16 protein-coding genes are annotated in these 18352 nt (G+C 65.1%); 11 read left to right on the top strand and 5 right to left on the bottom strand.

What is annotated here, in order from left to right; all coding sequences use genetic code 11:
* Positions 1-56: 56 nt before the first annotated feature.
* A complete protein-coding gene (locus QW881_RS07515; RefSeq protein ID WP_315755237.1) occupies positions 57-509 on the bottom strand; it encodes a hypothetical protein in 453 nt (150 codons plus the stop codon).
* 300 nt (positions 510-809) lie between these two features.
* On the opposite strand from QW881_RS07515, the gene QW881_RS07520 reads away from it, so the two are divergent.
* The 7 genes from QW881_RS07520 (at position 810) to QW881_RS07550 (ending at position 9254) form a co-directional block, all read left to right on the top strand.
* The gene (locus tag QW881_RS07520) at positions 810-968 is read left to right on the top strand and encodes a hypothetical protein (protein ID WP_315755239.1); all 159 of its coding nucleotides are present in this window, start codon (positions 810-812) and stop codon (positions 966-968) included.
* A 10-nt stretch (positions 969-978) separates the two neighbouring features.
* Positions 979-1068, top strand: coding sequence for a K(+)-transporting ATPase subunit F (locus QW881_RS07525; RefSeq protein ID WP_018454042.1), 90 nt, complete (start codon positions 979-981; stop codon positions 1066-1068).
* A gap of 33 nt (positions 1069-1101) precedes the next feature.
* A complete protein-coding gene (gene kdpA / locus QW881_RS07530; protein ID WP_316158139.1) occupies positions 1102-2805 on the top strand; it encodes a potassium-transporting ATPase subunit KdpA in 1704 nt (567 codons plus the stop codon).
* A gap of 16 nt (positions 2806-2821) precedes the next feature.
* Positions 2822-4942, top strand: coding sequence for a potassium-transporting ATPase subunit KdpB (gene kdpB / locus QW881_RS07535; protein WP_316158140.1), 2121 nt, complete (start codon positions 2822-2824; stop codon positions 4940-4942).
* Between the two features lie 176 nt (positions 4943-5118).
* Complete coding sequence (locus QW881_RS07540; protein ID WP_316158141.1) at positions 5119-5724, top strand: K(+)-transporting ATPase subunit C; 606 nt, start codon at positions 5119-5121, stop codon at positions 5722-5724.
* Between the two features lie 126 nt (positions 5725-5850).
* Positions 5851-8568 carry a sensor histidine kinase KdpD gene (locus tag QW881_RS07545; protein WP_316158142.1) on the top strand — a complete coding sequence of 906 codons (2718 nt, stop codon included), beginning with the start codon at positions 5851-5853 and terminating at the stop codon, positions 8566-8568.
* Positions 8565-9254, top strand: coding sequence for a response regulator transcription factor (locus tag QW881_RS07550; RefSeq protein WP_316158143.1), 690 nt, complete (start codon positions 8565-8567; stop codon positions 9252-9254). The genes QW881_RS07545 and QW881_RS07550 overlap by 4 nt, the downstream gene beginning before the upstream one ends.
* Positions 9255-9646: 392 nt before the next feature.
* Here the strand turns inward: QW881_RS07550 and QW881_RS07555 are convergent, their stop codons facing one another.
* Entirely contained in the window at positions 9647-9862 is a 216-nt protein-coding gene (locus tag QW881_RS07555; protein ID WP_315755246.1) for a hypothetical protein, read from the bottom strand.
* 14 nt (positions 9863-9876) lie between these two features.
* Between QW881_RS07555 and QW881_RS07560 the strand changes: the two genes are divergently transcribed.
* Both QW881_RS07560 and QW881_RS07565 read left to right on the top strand, forming a co-directional pair.
* Positions 9877-10056, top strand: a complete 180-nt coding sequence (locus tag QW881_RS07560) for a hypothetical protein (protein ID WP_315755247.1) — start codon at positions 9877-9879, stop codon at positions 10054-10056.
* 183 nt (positions 10057-10239) lie between these two features.
* The gene (locus tag QW881_RS07565) at positions 10240-10533 is read left to right on the top strand and encodes a DUF6496 domain-containing protein (protein WP_315755249.1); all 294 of its coding nucleotides are present in this window, start codon (positions 10240-10242) and stop codon (positions 10531-10533) included.
* 69 nt (positions 10534-10602) lie between these two features.
* On the opposite strand, the gene QW881_RS07570 is transcribed toward QW881_RS07565, so the two are convergent.
* Positions 10603-11484 carry a Ku protein gene (locus tag QW881_RS07570; protein ID WP_315755250.1) on the bottom strand — a complete coding sequence of 294 codons (882 nt, stop codon included), beginning with the start codon at positions 11482-11484 and terminating at the stop codon, positions 10603-10605.
* Positions 11485-12124: 640 nt separating this feature from the next.
* Here QW881_RS07570 and ligD point away from each other — a divergent pair.
* Positions 12125-14809 (top strand): DNA ligase D, encoded by a 2685-nt coding sequence (ligD, locus tag QW881_RS07575; protein WP_315755251.1) that lies wholly within the window; start codon positions 12125-12127, stop codon positions 14807-14809.
* A gap of 94 nt (positions 14810-14903) precedes the next feature.
* Here the strand turns inward: ligD and QW881_RS07580 are convergent, their stop codons facing one another.
* Positions 14904-15068, bottom strand: coding sequence for a DUF3309 family protein (locus tag QW881_RS07580; RefSeq protein WP_006614022.1), 165 nt, complete (start codon positions 15066-15068; stop codon positions 14904-14906).
* Between the two features lie 169 nt (positions 15069-15237).
* On the opposite strand from QW881_RS07580, the gene QW881_RS07585 reads away from it, so the two are divergent.
* On the top strand, positions 15238-15549 hold the full coding sequence (locus QW881_RS07585) for a polyhydroxyalkanoic acid system family protein (RefSeq protein ID WP_315755252.1): 312 nt from the start codon (positions 15238-15240) through the stop codon (positions 15547-15549).
* On the opposite strand, the gene treY is transcribed toward QW881_RS07585, so the two are convergent.
* Positions 15550-18351 (bottom strand): malto-oligosyltrehalose synthase, encoded by a 2802-nt coding sequence (gene treY, locus QW881_RS07590; protein WP_315755253.1) that lies wholly within the window; start codon positions 18349-18351, stop codon positions 15550-15552.
* Position 18352: the final 1 nt, after the last annotated feature.

Consider the following 18352-nt stretch of genomic DNA (forward strand, 5'->3'; position numbering starts at 1 on the left):
GCCGGAAGCTCCGCAGACTTGTCAGTGGAAAAGAACATCGCGGCAATGACGGCGGCTCAGAAATTGTCGCAGCAGAGCAGGCCGGCGACCGCCGCCTCCGTCGTGATGCCGCGCCTTGCGTCAGGCTGGGAGACGCTCGGCTCGAGACGGCGGGCTTCGGCCGCGGCGTGGAGAATGGCGAGGGCGAGATCGCTGTGGCGGGCTTCAGCGCAACGATCGAGCCAGTCCGGCAATTCCCGCTGTTGCGACAATGCGCAGTGCCATTCGCCGTCGTCATAGGCGATGCGGCGAAGCTGCCATCGCGGCAATTGCAGCGCGATCAGCTCGAGCGCGGCATCGATCCGCGCCTCGGTCTCCAGCAATCGTGCGATTCGCAGCCGGCGTCGCCCTCGCGCCGACAAGGGTGAGACCCCCTCGTCCTCGCCAAGCAAGTCCGTCAACATCGCTGTCGTTGTCTGCGCGATCTGTGCCGGCTCCAGGACATCCAGTCGTGTCGTCAAGGCAGCCATGCTGGCCTCCCGTCGTCAGTGAGCATTGGCCTGTGGGCCCTGATCGGCAATGTGGCCGACGGCACCGTAGGAATGCGAGAGGGGCGGGGGAGGGGAGAAATAGGCGGCGCATAAAGATGCCTCGGCGCTGTGGCTGCCTCCATATGCGATCGCCGCGGCGACCAGGCGAAAGCCACTGCGGGAATGCCGCGGTCTTTATGAAATTCCTATAACTTTCCCGGCAGCGCTGTCTCGAAAACCTATGGTTCCGGATGCCATCTGTCGCGATGGAACGGATCGTGGGGCACGGCGACGGGATGCTTGATCTATCACAAGTCGCGCGCCTCCGGCTGTCCTTACGCTTTGCGCGTCTTTCGGGCGCATGAGGAGCACACCATGCTGGACATCCTGATGCTGGCGCTGGCCGCCGGCTTCTTCGCCTTGGCGATCGGCTATACCTACGCCTGCGAGCGACTCTAGGAGACGGGCCATGATCTTCGACTATTCGCTCGCCGGCGCCGTGTCGCTCGGCCTTCTGTTCTATCTCACCTATGCGCTGCTGCGGCCCGAGCGGTTCTGACCGCCGGCTGTCGCGCCTTCAAGGACATATCCCATGACTGTGATCGGCTGGATCCAGATCCTGCTCTTTTGCGCCGTCATCGTCGCGCTCGCCAAGCCGCTCGGCTGGTACATGACGCGCGTCTTCAATGGCGAGCGCACCTTCCTCTCGCCGGTGCTGCGGCCGGTCGAATCCGCGATCTATTGGATCGGCGGCGTCGATGAGCGGCGCGAGCAGCATTGGCTGACCTACACGGTCGCGATGCTGCTGTTCCACGTCGGCGGCTTCCTGATCATCTACGGCGTGATGCGCTTGCAGGCCGTGCTGCCGTTCAATCCGGCCGGGCAGTCGGCGGTAGCCGAAGATCTGTCGTTCAACACCGCGATCAGCTTCCTCACCAATACCAATTGGCAGAACTACGGCGGTGAGAGCACGGTCTCCTATCTCGTGCAGATGCTCGGCCTCACGCACCAGAACTTCCTGTCGGCCGCAACCGGCATCGTGCTGGCGATGGCGCTGATTCGCGGCTTCTCACGCGCCTCGGCGCGGACCGTCGGCAATTTCTGGGTCGATGTCGTCAGATGCACGCTCTATGTGCTGCTGCCGCTCTGCATCGTCTACACGCTGTTCCTGGTCTGGCAGGGCATCCCGCAGACGCTCGGGCCCTATGTCGAGGCCACCACGCTGGAAGGCGCCAAGCAGACCATCGCGGTCGGCCCGGTCGCCTCGCAGGTCGCGATCAAGATGCTCGGCACCAATGGCGGCGGCTTCTTCAATGCCAACGCCGCGCATCCGTTCGAGAACCCGACTGCGCTGTCGAACTTCATCCAGATGCTCTCGATCTTCGCGCTTGGCGCCGCGCTCACCAACGTGTTCGGCCGCATGGTCGGCAACCAGCGCCAGGGCTGGGCGATCCTCGCCGTGATGGGCGTGCTGTTCATCGCCGGCGTCGCCGTCACCTACTGGGCCGAGGCCAGCGGCAGCAATGTGCTCAACGCGCTCGGCCTGACCGGCGGCAACATGGAGGGCAAGGAGGTCCGCTTCGGCATCGTCGCCTCGTCGCTGTTCGCCGTGATCACCACGGCGGCGTCCTGCGGCGCCGTCAACGCCATGCATGACAGCTTCACCGCGCTCGGCGGCATGATCCCGCTCATCAACATGCAGCTCGGCGAGATCATTGTCGGTGGCGTCGGCGCCGGCCTCTACGGCATGCTGCTGTTCGTCGTGCTCGCGATCTTCGTCGCCGGCCTGATGGTCGGGCGCACGCCGGAATATGTCGGCAAGAAGATCGAGGCCCGCGAGGTCAAGATGGCGATGCTGGCAATCTTGGTGCTGCCGCTGATGTATCTCGGCTGGACCGCGGTCGCCGTGGTGCTGCCCTCGGCCGTCGCCTCGATGGCCAATGCCGGTCCGCACGGCTTCACCGAGGTGCTCTATGCCTACACCTCCGCGACCGCCAATAACGGCTCGGCCTTCGGCGGCCTCACCGGCAACACCTTCTTCTACAACCTGACGCTCGCCTGCTCGATGTTCGTCGGCCGCTTCTTCATGATCGTCCCGGCGATGGCGATCGCCGGCTCGCTCGCCGCGAAGAAGTCGATCCCGCCCTCGGCGGGCACGTTGCCGACCACCGGCGGGCTGTTCGTCGGTCTCGTCGTCGGCGTCATCCTGATCATCGGCGGCCTCACCTTCTTCCCCGCTCTCGCCCTTGGTCCAATCGTCGAGCATCTCGCGATGACCGCCGGCACCGTGTTCTGATCCCGGAGCAACCTCCATGGAAACCATGAAACTGCAGAAGCGCTCGTCGATGTCGACGATGCTCGACCCGAAGATCGTGCTGCCGGCCATCAAGGCCGCCGTCGTCAAGCTCGATCCGCGGCTGATGATCAGGAACCCCGTGATGTTCGTGGTCGAGGTCGTCGCCGCGCTCACCACGGTGATCTTCCTGCGCGACGTCGTCACCGGCGGAGCGAACCTTGGCTTCACCTTCCAGATCATTCTCTGGCTGTGGTTCACCGTGCTGTTCGCCAACTTCGCCGAGGCAGTCGCCGAAGGTCGCGGCAAGGCGCAGGCGGATTCGCTGCGCAAGACCCGCACCGAGAGCCAGGCCAAGCTGCTGACGGGCTCAAGCCCGACGGACCGCACCTACAAGCTCGTGTCGGGCACCAGCCTGAAGGTCGGCGACATCGTGCTGGTCGAGGCAGGCGACACGATCCCCTCCGATGGCGAGGTGATCGAAGGCGTCGCCTCCGTCAACGAGGCCGCCATCACCGGCGAGTCCGCCCCCGTCATCCGCGAATCCGGCGGCGACCGCTCGGCGGTGACCGGCGGCACCCAGGTCCTGTCGGACTGGATCCGCGTCAAGATCACGGCCGCACAAGGCTCGACCTTCATCGACCGCATGATCAAGCTGGTCGAAGGCGCCGAGCGGCAGAAGACGCCGAACGAGATCGCGCTCAACATCCTGCTTGCGGGTCTCACCATCATCTTCGTGTTCGCCACCGTGACCATCCCGAGCTACGCGGCCTATGCCGGCGGCTCGATCTCGGTGGTGGTGCTGGTGGCGCTGTTCGTGACCCTGATCCCGACCACGATCGGCGCGCTGTTGTCGGCGATCGGCATCGCCGGCATGGACCGCCTGGTGCGCTTCAACGTGCTGGCGATGTCCGGCCGCGCGGTCGAGGCCGCCGGCGACGTCGATACGCTCCTGCTCGACAAGACCGGCACCATCACGCTCGGCAATCGCCAGGCGACTGCGTTCCGTCCCGTCAGGGGCGTGAGCGAGCAGGAGCTCGCCGACGCAGCGCAGCTCGCCTCGCTCGCCGACGAGACACCGGAGGGCCGCTCGATCGTGGTGCTCGCGAAGGAGAAGTACGGCATCCGCGGCCGCGACATGGCCGAGCTCGGCGCCACCTTCGTGCCGTTCACGGCGCAGACCCGCATGAGCGGCGTCGATGCCGGCGGCTCCTCGGTGCGCAAGGGCGCGGTCGACGCCATCCTCAACTCCATCGGCGGCGGCGGCCCGACCCAGCCCGTCTCCGGCAATACGGTGCGCGCGGTCCAGCCGGTCGAGAGCGAGCTTGTCCGCGAGATCCGTGCAATCTCCGACGACATCGCCAAATCCGGCGGCACGCCGCTCGCGGTCGCCAGGGACGGGCGCCTGCTCGGCGTCGTCCAGCTCAAGGACATCGTCAAGGGCGGCATCCGCGAACGCTTCGCCGAGCTGCGCCGGATGGGCATCCGCACCATCATGATCACCGGCGATAACCCGATGACCGCGGCGGCGATCGCCGCCGAAGCCGGCGTCGACGATTTCCTGGCGCAGGCCACGCCCGAGGACAAGCTCAGGCTGATCCGCGACGAGCAGGCCAAGGGCAAGCTGGTGGCGATGTGCGGCGACGGCACCAATGACGCGCCGGCGCTGGCGCAGGCCGATGTCGGCGTCGCCATGAACACCGGCACGCAAGCCGCGCGCGAGGCCGGCAACATGGTCGACCTCGACTCCAATCCGACCAAGCTGATCGAGGTGGTGGAGATCGGCAAGCAGCTGCTGATGACGCGCGGCGCGCTGACGACATTCTCGATCGCCAACGACGTCGCCAAATATTTCGCGATCATCCCGGCGATGTTCCTGGCGTTCTACCCGCAGCTCAACGTGCTGAACGTCATGAACTTGGCGAGCCCGCAGAGCGCGATCCTGTCGGCGATCATCTTCAACGCGCTCGTCATCATCGCGCTGATCCCGCTGGCGCTGAAGGGCGTCGCCTACCGCGCCATCGGCGCCGGCGCGTTGCTCGGCCGCAACCTGATGATCTACGGCTTAGGCGGCATCATCATCCCCTTCATCGGCATCAAGGCGATCGACCTGATCGTGACCGCCCTGCATTTGGCTTGACAACCACAACCGCTGTCATTGCGAGCGAAACTCTCTCCCCGTCATTCCGGGGCGATGCGAAGCATCGAACCCGGAATCTCGAGATTCCGGGTTCGCCTCTTCGAGGCGCCCCGGAATGACGACCGAAGGGGATCGACGATTTCGATAGCAATGAAGGAGACAAATAGGAGATTCCCATGCTCAAAGAAATCCGTCCCGCCATCTTCGTCCTGCTCGCGCTGACCCTGATCACCGGGCTGCTCTACCCGCTCGCCATGACCGTCGTCGCCGGCACCATCTTTCCGGCGCAGGCCGAAGGCAGCCTGATCACGCGCAACGGCCAGGTGATCGGCTCGGCGCTGATCGGCCAGGAGTTCAAGGACGACAAATATTTCCACGGCCGTCCGTCGGCGACCTCGGCAGCCGATCCGAACGACTCCACCAAGACGGTCTCGGCGCCCTACAACGCTGCCAACTCGTCCGGCTCCAATCTCGGCCCCACCAGCAAGGCGCTGGCCGACCGCGTCAAGGAGGACGTCGACAAGCTGAAGGCGGAGAATCCCGCGCAGGCCGTGCCGGTCGATCTGGTGACGACCTCGGCGAGCGGGCTCGATCCGGACATCTCGCCGGAGGCAGCGCTGTTCCAGGTGCCGCGGGTGGCCAAGGCGCGCGGCTTGCCGGAGGCAAGCGTCCAGGCCGTGATCGCCCGGCAGACCCAGGGCCGTCTGCTCGGGCTGCTCGGCGAACCCCGCGTTAACGTGCTGGCGCTCAATCTGGCGCTCGATGCTGCCAAACCGCAATGAAGCCTTGCCGGCCGCGCCTTGAGGGTCTTGGCCTTAAAGGTCCTGGCCTTAAAGGTCCTGGCCTTAAAGGTCCTGGCCTTAACGGTCCTGGCCTTGGCGCCGAGGTCCCTCCGTCTATAATGCCGCATGGCCAGTCAACGCCGCGATCCTGACCAACGTCCCTCGCCGGAGGCCCTGCTCGAAGCGGCCCGGCGGGAGGACAGTCCTGCCGGCAAGCTCAAGATCTTCGTCGGCGCCGCGCCCGGCGTCGGCAAGACCTATGAGATGCTGTCGAGCGCGCATGCCAAGCTGAGGGCCGGCGTCGACGTCGTCATCGGCTTCGTCGAGACCCATGGCCGCGCCGAGACCGAGGCGCTGGTGCGCGGCCTGGAGGTCGTCCCGCGCAAACATATTTCCTACAAGGACCAGATCGTCGAGGAGATGGATCTGGATGCCGTGATCGCGCGCCGTCCCAAGCTCGCGATCGTCGACGAGCTCGCGCACACCAATGCCGCCGGCAGCCGCCACCCCAAGCGCTATCTCGACGTCGAGGAGCTGCTGTCGCACGGCATCGATGTCTACACGGCGGTCAACGTCCAGCACATCGAGAGCCTCAACGACGTCGTCGCCCAGATCACTCATGTGCGCGTACGCGAGACCGTCCCGGACTCGATCCTCGACCGCGCCGACGCCATCGAGCTGATCGATCTCACGCCCGACGATCTGATCCAGCGGCTGAAGGAGGGCAAGGTCTATGTCCCCAAGCAGGCCGAGCGCGCGCTGGAGCATTATTTCTCGCCCGGCAATCTGACCGCGCTGCGCGAGCTCGCGCTGCGCCGGACGGCCGAGCGCGTCGACGAGCAATTGCTCACCCACATGCAGGCCAACGCTATCGCCGGACCCTGGGCGGCCGGCGAGCGGATCCTCGTCTGCGTGTCGGAGGATCCGCGGGCGACAGGGCTGGTGCGCTACACCAAGCGGCTCGCCGACCGTGTCCACGCGCCGTGGACCGCCGTTACCATCGAGACCCGGCGCAACCTGCAGCTCTCCGACAAGCAGCGCGACCGGCTCGCCGATACGCTGCGGCTGGCCGAGACCCTCGGCGGCGAGGCGCTGACGATTCCGGGCGTCGGCCGGCGCATCGCGGATGACCTCATCAGCTTCGCGCAGGCCAACAACGTCACCCAGATCATCATCGGCAAGTCGAGCCGCTCGCGCCTGTTCGAGATCATCAGGGGCTCGGTGGTGCATGACCTCGTCAGGCGCGCCGGCAACATCAGCATCCACGTGATCGCCGGCGAGGAGGCGCCGGACACGCCGAGCCCGTCGGTGCAGACGCGCCCGCGCAGCGAGCCGCTGCAGCCAAAGCCCTATCTGATGGCGCTGCTGATCACGGCTGTCGGCCTTGGCCTCGCCGAGCTCATCCAGCCCTTCTTCGGTATCGAGAACGTCGATCTGGTGTTCCTGACCGCCGTGGTCGGCGTCGCCGCGCGTTACGGTCTTGGGCCGTCGCTGCTGGCGAGCCTCGCCGCCTCGCTCTGCTACAACTTCTTCTTCCTCCCGCCTCTGTATACGTTCACGATCACCGATCCGACCAACATCGGCGCGTTCTTCTTCTTCATGCTGATCGCCATCCTGGTGTCCAACGTCGCCGCGCGCGTGCGCGTTCAGGCTGACGCCGCCACCCAGCGCATCCGGACCACCGAGCAGCTCTACGCCTTCAGCCGCAAGCTCGCGGGCACCGCGACCCTCGACGACGTGCTGTGGGCGACGGCCTATCAGGCGGCGTTGATGCTGAAGGTGCGGGTCGTGCTGCTGCTGCCGCAGGACGGCAAGCTCACGGTCATGACCGGCTACCCGCCGGAGGATCAGCTCGACGACGCCGACCTCGCCGCCGCGAGCTGGGCCTGGAGCAACGACCGCGCAGCGGGCCGCGGCTCCGACACGCTGCCCGGCGCGAAGCGCCTGTTCCTGCCGATGCGCACCGGGCGCGGCTCGATCGGTGTCATTGGCATCGACGACGATCGCACCGGGCCGCTGCTGACGCCGGACCAGCGCCGGCTGCTCGATGCGCTGGTCGATCAGGGCGCGCTCGCGATCGAGCGCGTGCTGCTGGTCGAGGACATGGACAGGGTCAAGCGCACCATGGAGCAGGACCGGCTGCGTTCGGCGCTGCTCACCTCGATCTCGCACGATCTGAAGACGCCGCTTGCCTCCGTGCTCGGCGCGGCTTCGACGATGCGCGATCTGGCCGCCAGGCTGTCCGACAAGGAGAAGCTCGACCTGCTCGCCACCGTCATCGACGAATCCGAGCGGCTCAACCGCTTCATCGCCAATCTCCTGGACATGACCAAGCTGGAATCGGGCGCGATCGTGCCGAACGCCGCGCTCCACGACGTCGGCGAGATCGTCGGCAGCGCGCTGCGCCGCGCGGGCAAGATCCTCGCCGGTCATCATGTCTCGCTGGAGCTGGCGCCCGATCTGCCGATGGTCGAGGTCGACGCGGTGCTGTTCGAGCAGGTGCTGTTCAATCTGCTGGACAACGCCGCCAAATATGCGCCTCCCGAGACCTCGATCGCGATCCGTGCGGCCCGCGACAACAACTGGGTCGTGCTCGAGATCCGTGACGAAGGCGACGGCATTCCCGCCGCGGAGGTCGAGCACGTGTTCGACAAGTTCTATCGCGTGCAGAAGGGCGACCAGGTGCGGCCCGGCACCGGGCTGGGGCTCGCGATCTCGCGCGGCTTCATCGAGGCGATGCATGGCCGCATCTTCGCCGGCAACCGCACCGATCGGCGCGGCGCGGTCCTCACCATCCGCCTGCCCGTGCTGGCGCAGGCCAGACCGCTGGATACGGCCGCATGACCGGCGCTCCGATCAAGGTGCTCGTGATCGACGACGAGCCGCCGATCCGCAAGCTGCTGCGGATGGGCCTGACCACGCAGGGCTACGAGATTCTCGAAGCCTCGAACGGCAGGATTGCGCTGGATCTGTTGGGCCAGGAGCCGGCGCTGATCATTCTCGACCTTGGCCTGCCCGACATCGACGGGCTCGAGCTGCTGCGTACCATCCGTGGCCGCAACGAGGCTGTGCCGGTCGTGGTGCTGTCCAGCCGCGGCGACGAGGCGGGCAAGGTCCAGGCGCTCGATCTCGGCGCCGACGACTACATCACCAAGCCGTTCGGCATGGATGAGTTGCTGGCGCGGCTGCGCGCGGCGTTGCGGCATCAGTTGCAGGTGCAGGGCGAGCGTCCGGTGTTCCGTACCGGCGATCTCTCCGTCGATCTCGTCCGCCGCATCGTCAAGGTCGGCGAGCGCGAGATCAAGCTGTCGCCCAAGGAGTACGATCTGCTCCGCGTCCTGGTGCAGCACGCCGGCAAGGTGCTGACGCACCGCTTCCTGCTCAAGGAGCTGTGGGACGAATTGACCGACGCGCAATATCTGCGCGTCTATGTGCGTCAGCTCAGGCAGAAGATCGAGGCCGATCCCGAGCGCCCGCAATTCGTATTGACCGAGACCGGCATCGGCTATCGGCTGCGCGCGCCGGACTGAGCTTTGGCCGTATCGGCCGACTGGTCCTATGTGTCAGGGGCGTTGACATCGCCATTCGATGGGCGAGCTTGCGTGTCCCGCGGGCGGCATCAGCTCGTTTCGTTAAATTTACGAGCAATTTTGACCAGCCGGTCATCTCGCGCTGCGGCGCAGTACGTCCGCAGGCGCCCGTTCTCTGGATCAACGGACGATCGAGACTGCAGTCGTGCCACCTGATCGGCGCAGCTGATCGTGCGTTTGCATGCACGATGGTGTAAACACGGGACGTGCCATGTCTCGGCTTGTCAGAACGCGATCTGAATTTGGGGGGGCGAGGCTGCCGACTGCGGCGCAGAGATTGTCATCGGCGATACCGGGAAGAGCATCATGCCTGAAATTCATCTCAATCAAGGTCAGCCCGACGCGTTGCGGTGCCGCTTCGGCATGAAGGCCGGCCTATGTCCCGGTGAGGGGTTCTGCGCGTTCGATCTTTCAGCCTGCAGGGACTGTTCGAGATCGCAGCGCAAGATCCAGACCTTGACGGGTTCGGAAGACCCGATGAGATCAAAGATATTGCACGCCTGGATTTCGTTTGCCGTTCGTCCATCGACGTCGTTCTTGGCTCCCATCAGTGAGGTCGGTCATGGAAGAATACATTCATCTGCAGAACCTCATCCTGTTCAGGAAACGTCTCGCTGAATTCAACGATGAGTCCAAGCGGACGGTGCTCCTGAAATTGCTGACTGAGGAAGAGGCCAGGGACGCATCATTCGGAACGTCGCCTTGTCCAGTTGCGCCTCATGCGGTGGATCAGAACGTCTGATTGGCTTCTCGGTCTATCCGTCATCGAAACGACGAGCGCGAAGCTGCATTGGAATCTCAATGTATCGACGGGCTTCGATTCCCGCGATCGTGAATGCATGTGTGGAGGTACGCGGCATCAGCTTGCGCTTTGGAACTTTCGTCTCGCCGACGCGGTTTACGTGTCGCAATCGGGAGGATGTTCATGGCACGACAATACTCGCGCAAGGCATCGGCCAAGGTCGGCCGGGCCATGAAGAAGCGCAAGGCTGGCACGCTGCGCAGCGGCGGTTCCGGTCGCAAGGTCAAGAGCCGCAAGCAGGCCATCGCGATCGGCCTGTCGGAGGCGCGCCGCGAGGGCAAGAAGGTGCCGCCGAAGAAGAGCGCGCGGACATCGGCGAAGAAGTCATCTAAAAAGACAACCAAGAAGGCATCGAGCAAGAAGACCACGAAGAAGACCAGCCGGAAGACGACAAAGAGGTCATCGAAGAAAAGCTGAGGCTCGGGATTGCGCCGCCTTGCGCCGCGTAGCCCGGATGTCGCTGCGCTCATCCGCGCTACCGCGTACTCAGCCCGCCTTCCTCTGCCGCGCCGCCGACCGATGCGCCTTCTTCGCCGTGCGTCGATGCGTGCTCGTCCGCCGTGGCGCCGCACGCGCCGTCTTTTTTCCGCTCTTGCCGTTCAGGCTCTGCTTCAGCGCATCCATCAGGCTGACGACGTTGTCGGGCCGCTCCTCCGGCTCCGGCAGCTTGATCGGCTTGCCCGACGCCTTGCGCTTGACCAGCGCCTTCAGCGCGGTCTCGTATTGGTCCTTGAACGCCGAGGGATCGAAATGCGCCGCCTTGGTCTGCAGGATGTGGCCGGCGAGCTCGACCATGTCCTTGGTGATCTTCGGCGCCTTGATGTCGTCGAAGAACTCAGCTTCGTCGCGCAGCTCATAGGGAAAGCGCAGGGTGGTGCCGAGCATGCCCTTGCCCATTGGCTCGATGGCGATGATATGCTCACGGTTGGTCAGCACGATCCGCGCCAGCGCGACGCGGTCCTGATCCTTCATCGCATCGCGGATCACCGCGAAGGCGTCGATGGCCGCCTTGCCGTCGGGGGCGATGTAGTAGGGATGGTTGAGATAGCGCTGGTCGATCTCGTCGCGCGGCACGAAGCTGTCGATGTCGATCGTATGGTTGCTCTCGATCTGGACCGCCTCCAGCTCCTTGGGCTCGATCTTGACGTACTGTCCCTTGGACAGCTCGTAGCCGCGGCCCTTCTGCTCGCCTTCGACGATGTCGCCGGTCTCGGAGTCGACCATCTGCTGCTTGAGCCGGTTGCCGGTCTCGCGGTTGATCAGATGGAAACGCGTTTTCTCGACCGAGGTCGACGCCGGATAGAGAACGACGGGGCAACTGACGAGCGAGAGTTTGAGCGAGCCTTTCCAATAGGCGCGGGGGGCCATCGTGGTCTCCTTGGACAATCCGGACGAGGCTGCAACGGGCAAGCATCGGTGTGGGTTCCATGGGCCCGGCGAAGGTCGCTTCGGGAAAAAATAATTCGCTTGACGACTTCGTAAAATCAGCATTATGGTCCGACCCGTTCCGTTGCGTCGGAGGGGGCGTATCGCGGTCGTCACGGACGTCGGCAGCGGAATGCGATGGGTGTGTCGGATTGCAGCGTGATTCAGTCGCGCCGACGAACAATCCGGCACGCACGGTCAAGTCGCGCGGTCCTGATACCCCGATGCTGGTATCCAGCGCAATGCGCGCAAGCGCATTGTCGCGACACGGTGGCCAACAAGCCCGGCGCGCCGAGGAGAACGCGAAGCAGCCGTTAAAGCCGTCGCGCAGGGAGGGCCGGGATGTCTCGGCTGCACCTGTGGTACCTGCCGCCTGCATTTTCTTCGCAGGCGGGCCATGGGGGCGGCGAGCTCCCGGCCTTCCCTGCGCCCTCTCGATTGGCAGAGGGCGGACGCCAGCGCAGCCTGGGCTCCCCGAGCCGCGGGAACGCGGAACTTTGCCCGATGTTATCATCATGTTGACGCGGCCGGTTCCACGAGTTCACCGGCTTTGCTACGCTACCACTCAACGCGAGGGATCACCGTGGCGCTCAGGAAGCTCTCCACCTATCGCAAGAAGCGCGATTTTGACAAGACGGCGGAGCCGTCCGGCGACGCCAAGGTTGCGCGTGCGCCGCGGCCGCGTTTCGTCATCCAGAAGCACGACGCGACACGGCTGCACTACGATCTCAGGCTCGAATTTGGCGGCGTCTTCAAGTCGTGGGCGGTGACCAAGGGCCCGTCGCTCGATCCGCATGACAAGCGGCTCGCGGTCGAGGTCGAGGACCACCCGCTCGACTACGGCGATTTCGAGGGCACGATCCCGGAAGGCGAGTATGGCGGCGGCACCGTCATGCTGTGGGACCGTGGCTATTGGGAGAGCGAGGATCCCGAGAGCGGCTTCAAGAAGGGCGATCTGAAGTTCACGCTGGATGGCGAGAAGCTGCGTGGCAGTTGGGTGCTGGTGCGCATGCGCCACGATCGCACCGGCGGCAAGCGCACCAATTGGCTCCTGATCAAGCATCGCGACGAATTTGCCAAGGAGGGCGAGGCCAACGACATTCTCGACGCCGACAAATCAGTGGCGTCGGGGCGCACGATGGAGCAGATCGCGGCCGGCAAAGGCAAAGCGCCGAAGCCGTTCATGCTCGCCAAGACACAGCGCATGAATGCCGATGCGGTGTGGCATTCGAACCGCAGCGACGGCAAGGCCACTTCGACGAAGACGGCGCCGTCGGCAAAGACGACGAAAGCGAGCCCGAAGTCGAAGACAGTGGCGCCGCGCATGGTGTCATCGTTGCCGGACTTCGTCGCCCCTGAGCTTTGTACCTCGGTCGCGAAGCCGCCGAGCGGTGAGGGGTGGGGGCATGAGATCAAGTTCGACGGCTACCGCGTGCAGATCAGGGTCGAAGACGGCAAGGCAACCCTGAAGACGCGAAAGGGCCTGGACTGGACGGCCAAGTTCAGTGCGATCGCGCAGGAGGCCGCGAAGCTGCCGGATGCGATCATCGACGGCGAGATCGTCGCGCTCGACAAGGACGGTAATCCGAATTTCTCGGCGCTGCAGGCGGCGATCTCAGCGGGCGAAACCGACGAGCTGATCTTCTTTGCCTTCGACCTGATGTTCGCCGAAGAGTTCGACCTGCGCCGCCAGCCTTTGCGCGATCGCAAGGCGCGGCTCGCGAAGCTGTTGAAGGCGAACATCAAAGGCAAGGCGCCGCGCATCCGCTATGTCGAGCACTTCGAGAGCGACGGCGAAGCCGTATTGGAGTCGGCGCGCAAGTTGTTACTGGAGGGCATCGTCTCCAAGAAGCTGGACTCGGCGTATCATTCGGGACGCACCGAGAGCTGGACCAAAGCCAAGACCAGGCCCGGCCACGAGGTCGTCATCGGTGGTTGGAAGACCACCGACGGCAAATTCCGCTCGTTGATGGTCGGCGTCAACAAGGACGATCATCTCGCTTATGTCGGGATCGTCGGCACCGGCTTCGGCCAGGACACGGTGAAGGAGATCATGCCGGCGCTGAAGGCGGCGGCCTCCGACAAGAGCCCGTTCAGCGGCAAGAACGCGCCGCGCAAGACGCGCGAGGTGCATTGGCTCAAGCCCGAGCTGGTCGCCGAGATCGAGTTTGCAGGCTTCACCGGCGACGGCAATGTCAGGCAGGCCTCGTTCAAGGCACTGCGCGAGGACAAGCCGGCGCGCGAGGTCGTTGCCGAGGAGCCGGTGGTGACGACGAAGGTTGCGAAGCCGGTGGCGCGCGCCGCGGCGAGCGTCGCGACCGTCGGCACCACGGTCCACAAGACGCCGTCTCGGACGAAGGGCTCGGCCACGGTGATGGGCATTGCGATCTCCAAGCCCGACAAGGCGCTGTGGCCGGACGCCGGCGACGGCGAGCCGGTCACCAAGCTAGATCTCGCGAACTATCTGGAAGCTGTCGGCGACTGGATGATCGGTCATCTGAAGGGCCGGCCATGCTCGATTGTGCGTGCGCCTGACGGCATCGGTGGCGAAAAATTCTTCCAGCGGCACGGCATGCAGGGCATGTCGGACCTGCTCGAGCTGGTCAAGGTCTCGGGCGATCGCAAGCCGTATCTGCAGATCGATCGCGTCGAGGGATTGATCGCGGTGGCTCAGGTCGCCGCCGTCGAGCTGCATCCGTGGAATTGCGCGCCGGACGCCTATGACGTTCCGGGCCGGCTGGTGTTCGATCTCGATCCGGCGCCGAACGTCGCGTTCGAGGAGGTGATCGCGGCAGCCAAGGAAATGCGCCAGCGCTTGAAGAGCCTCGGACTCGAGAGCTTCTGCAAGACCACGGGCGGCAAGGGTCTGCATGTGGTGACGCCGTTGCTGCACGGCGCGCGCGACAAGGTGAGCTGGCCCGAGGCGAAGGCGTTTGCCCAGGGCGTGTGCCAATGGATGGCGAACGACAACCCGGAGCAATATCTGCTCAACATGTCGAAGAAGCTGCGCAGGGGAAAGATCTTCCTCGACTATCTGCGCAACGACCGGATGTCGACGGCCGTCGCCGTGCTGTCGCCGCGCGCCCGCGAAGGCGCCACCGTGTCCATGCCGCTGACCTGGGCGCAGGTGAAGAACGGGCTCGAACCCAAGCGGTACACGGTCCGAACCGTACCGGCGCTGTTGCCCAAGACCAAGGCGTGGGAGGGCTATGACGACGCGGCCGGAGCGATCAAGCCGGCGATGAGGAAGCTCGCGAACGAAGTGTAAGGCATACGATGCGCGGCGCAATCAAGCACGGACCGACGTGGCGCGGCCACGTCAGCCCGAGCTGATCAGTTGGATGGCTATGAGATCGATCGGATCAGATGCGTCCGAGCAGGACGAGAATCAGCACGATGACGATGATCAGGCCGAGGCCGCCGCCGCCGTAGTAGCCGGTGCCGTAGAACGGACCGCCGCCGATGCCGGAAAAGCCGCCGAGCAGGGCGATGATGAGAATGATGAGGATGATAGTTCCGATGGACATGTGCTTCCCTCCAGTGCCCGGCAGCGGGGCGACAACGTGCCTGCCTTCGCCGAGGAAACTGGTTGGAACTTCGAAAGTTCCGCGTGGGAACAAGTAAAATGCAGCGTGTGTCTTTGCGGTCGCATCCACTGATGACTACATGAAGACGGTTGTTAGTCAGGAGATCGCGATGTCAAGACCGCTTGTCGTTTCCATTCCGCATCGCCTCGGCAAGGACGAGGCCGTGCGCCGGCTCCAGGCCGGTCTCAGTCGCGCCGCGACCAGCGTTCCGGTCCTGAAGGTCGACGAGGAGCGCTGGGAGGGCGACAAGATGATCTTTCGCGTTCGCGCGCTCGGTCAGGCGGCGTCGGGCCATGTCGACGTCGCCGACGATCACGTGCGTGTCGAGGTCGTGCTGCCCTGGCTGCTGCAGCGCTTTGCCGAGGCGGCGCAGGCCGCGATCCGTAACCGCGGCCAGTTGCTGCTGACGAAGAAGAGCTGATCAGGTCGGCGCTGCCGCTGTCTGGCGTCGACCAGTCGGGTGGGCTGCCGCATCAGTCCGCGCCGGGATCACTGCTGCAGGCACGTGCGTGAAGATGGAGGACACCGCGACCATGCCGTTCTGCATGTCCGCAGATGTGTAACCGCGGGCATGAACCTCGGCTTCGAAATCATCCGCGTGGGGCCACACCCGGCCAGCGTCGGTAAACGGCGCCAAGTTGCGCGCAGTGACGACAATAACGGCGTCGCGCCCGCGCCGCCGTGCGAAGGCAATGATGTGACCGGCATGACGTCCGCTCACCTCGAGCGGCTCATAGGCGCCGTCCGTGAAGACCGAGGACATCTCGTTACGCAGCCTGAGCAGCCGCCGCGTCCAGGCCAGCTTGATGCGGCCATCCGGCCAGTGGTCCGCGAGGTGCGCCCAGTCGGGACTCTCGCACGCACGCAGCGCCTGTTCGCGTGCGGCGAAATCGACCGGGCGGCGATTGTCGGGATCGACCATCGAGAGGTCCCAGAATTCGGTGCCCTGGTAGAAGTCGGGCACCCCCGGCATGGTCGCCTTGAGCGTCAGCTGCGTCAGGGAGTTCAGCGCGCCGAGCAGCGCCAGCCGCTTGGCAAGCGTCTCCAGCGACTGCAGGAACTCGGGCGAACGGTCGCGGTCCAGGATGCGTTCGATGAAGGCGCGCAGGCCGTTCTCATAGGCCTCGTTCGGATTGAGCCAGCTGGTCTCCTCCTTGCCCTCGCGCGCGGCCTTCAGCGCATAGGCCTGCAGCCGATCGGGCAGGGTGTCATCGGTGCCGCTTGCCGGCCAGATGCCGACCAGCGTCTGGTACAGCATGTATTCGAACGCAGCCGAGGGCGCGCGCATTTTGCCATCCGTGATGACGTGCGGCGCGTTCAAGGTCTTCCAGCGCGCGACCGACGACGTCCAGTCATTGGGCAGCTCGGTGATGGCGGCCAGCCGCGTGCGCGCATCCTCGCCGCGCTTGGTGTCGTGCGTGGCGGTGGCGGTCATGCCGTGCGGCCAATGCCTGGCGCGGTCCTGCATCAGCTTGTGGAAGTCGGCGATGGCCAGAGCATGCGCCGCCGGATCACCGCCGACCTCGTTGAGCGCGAGCAGCCGGTGGAAGCGGTAGAAGGCGGTGTCCTCCAGCGACTTCGCCATCATGGGCCCGGTGAGCTGCTGCACCTTGAGGGCGAAGCGGCGCACACGCGGGACGCTGTGGTTGGTGCTGCGGTCGCGCTTGATGAGATCCATGGTCAGCGCGTCGCGCAGGAACTCGAAGATCGAGCCGTCGGAGGCGAACCATTCGGCGCGGGCGCCGGCGATGGCGTGGTCGATCAGCTTGCGGTCGGTCTCGGTCGGACCGGCTGTGGTGAGATAGGTGCGATAGACCGGGAAGTGGAGAACATACAGTTCGAGCGCCTGGCGCAGGATGTCTTCCGAATAGTCGCGCGTGGAGTAGTGGCCGTTGGCGATGCGCGCCAGCAGGCGCGTCAGCACGGTGAACTCGCTGGTCAGCAGCGTCTCCAGCACGCGGCGCTTGGCTTCCTTTATTACCGGCGCCAGCTTCGGCGGCTTGTTGCTGATCTGGCGCCAGATCTCGTCGAGCGGCTCCAGGCCGTTGCCGTCGATCAAAAGCTGGATGACCACGTTCATCCATTCGTAGCCGGTGGTGCCGTGCACGCCTGCGAAGCGCGGCAGCTTCTCCTGCTCGCAGAGGATCTTCTCGATCACGACGTAGAACGGCCCCGCCGCGGGCCCGCGGGCGTCGCCGATCAGCCGGCGCAGGCGCTGAAAATATTGTGCGGGATCGCGCAGGCCATCGATATGGTCGAGCCGCAATCCCTGCAACTGGCCGCCGGAGATCAGCGTCTTGACCAGCCGGTGGATCGCTTCGAACGTGCCGGCATCCTCGACGCGCAGGCCCGCCAGCGTGTTGACGTCGAAGAAGCGGCGGTAGTTGATGTCGCTGGAGGCGAGCCGCCAGTGGCCGAGCTTGTAGTGCTGCCTCTCCAGCAGATGATGCAGGGCGAGCGTCTGTGCCAGACGCTCGGGCCCGGCCTTGTAGGCCGCGATCCCGCGGGCAATGACGTCGGCGGCGTCCGGAATGGCCTTGAGGGCCGCCTTGAATGCCGGCGCTTCCTTGCGGTTCGGATGGCGCAGGCCTTGATAACGCGAGGCGAGCTCCAGGATCGCCCTGCCGGTCTCACTGCTTTCTGCGCCTGCCTCCTTGACGATGATGCGCAGCACTTCACCGTAGCGCTCGGGCGCGATCGGCAGCCGATGCTCGAAGTACCAGCAGGAGAACGAGCCTTCGCCTGGATCATAGCGCAGCTCGATGTCGCCATGTTCGAGTGCATGCCCGTAGGAGGTGCCGACGATCGGCAGCAGCACGCCGCCGCGTGCGCGATACGGCAACTGGTCCCAGTCGATGTCGAACGAGGCGGCGTGCGGCGAAGCCTGGCCCCATTCGAGGACGTCGAGCCACCATGGATTGTCGTCGAAATGCACGCCGACATGGTTCGGCACGAAGTCGAGAATGAGGCCGAGATCGTGCTGCTTGAGCGCCGCGCTCAGTTTCGCAAAGCCGTCCTCGCCGCCGAGCTCGGGATTGAGCTTGGAATGATCGGTGATGTCGTAGCCATGCGTCGAGCCCTTCCGCGCCGTCATGAACGGCGAGGCGTAGACGTGGCTGATGCCGAGCGCCTTCAGATACGGCACGACGCGCGCGGCCGCTTCGAAGTTGAAATCACCCGTGAGCTGCAGGCGATAGGTCGCGAGGGGAACGGCCGGAGGCATG

Source organism: Bradyrhizobium sp. SZCCHNS3016 (assembly GCF_032484535.1).
Taxonomy (GTDB): domain Bacteria; phylum Pseudomonadota; class Alphaproteobacteria; order Rhizobiales; family Xanthobacteraceae; genus Bradyrhizobium.

Bases quoted from the DNA above. Each gene is read 5' to 3' on its own strand.
- QW881_RS07515 (WP_315755237.1), bottom strand. From the start codon at position 509: ATGGCTGCCTTGACGACACGACTGGATGTCCTGGAGCCGGCACAGATC.
- QW881_RS07525 (WP_018454042.1), top strand. From the start codon at position 979: ATGATCTTCGACTATTCGCTCGCCGGCGCCGTGTCGCTCGGCCTTCTG.
- kdpA (WP_316158139.1), top strand. From the start codon at position 1,102: ATGACTGTGATCGGCTGGATCCAGATCCTGCTCTTTTGCGCCGTCATC.
- kdpB (WP_316158140.1), top strand. From the start codon at position 2,822: ATGGAAACCATGAAACTGCAGAAGCGCTCGTCGATGTCGACGATGCTC.
- QW881_RS07540 (WP_316158141.1), top strand. From the start codon at position 5,119: ATGCTCAAAGAAATCCGTCCCGCCATCTTCGTCCTGCTCGCGCTGACC.
- QW881_RS07545 (WP_316158142.1), top strand. From the start codon at position 5,851: ATGGCCAGTCAACGCCGCGATCCTGACCAACGTCCCTCGCCGGAGGCC.
- QW881_RS07550 (WP_316158143.1), top strand. From the start codon at position 8,565: ATGACCGGCGCTCCGATCAAGGTGCTCGTGATCGACGACGAGCCGCCG.
- QW881_RS07555 (WP_315755246.1), bottom strand. From the start codon at position 9,862: ATGGGAGCCAAGAACGACGTCGATGGACGAACGGCAAACGAAATCCAG.
- QW881_RS07560 (WP_315755247.1), top strand. From the start codon at position 9,877: ATGGAAGAATACATTCATCTGCAGAACCTCATCCTGTTCAGGAAACGT.
- QW881_RS07565 (WP_315755249.1), top strand. From the start codon at position 10,240: ATGGCACGACAATACTCGCGCAAGGCATCGGCCAAGGTCGGCCGGGCC.
- QW881_RS07570 (WP_315755250.1), bottom strand. From the start codon at position 11,484: ATGGCCCCCCGCGCCTATTGGAAAGGCTCGCTCAAACTCTCGCTCGTC.
- QW881_RS07580 (WP_006614022.1), bottom strand. From the start codon at position 15,068: ATGTCCATCGGAACTATCATCCTCATCATTCTCATCATCGCCCTGCTC.
- QW881_RS07585 (WP_315755252.1), top strand. From the start codon at position 15,238: ATGTCAAGACCGCTTGTCGTTTCCATTCCGCATCGCCTCGGCAAGGAC.
- treY (WP_315755253.1), bottom strand. From the start codon at position 18,351: ATGCCTCCGGCCGTTCCCCTCGCGACCTATCGCCTGCAGCTCACGGGT.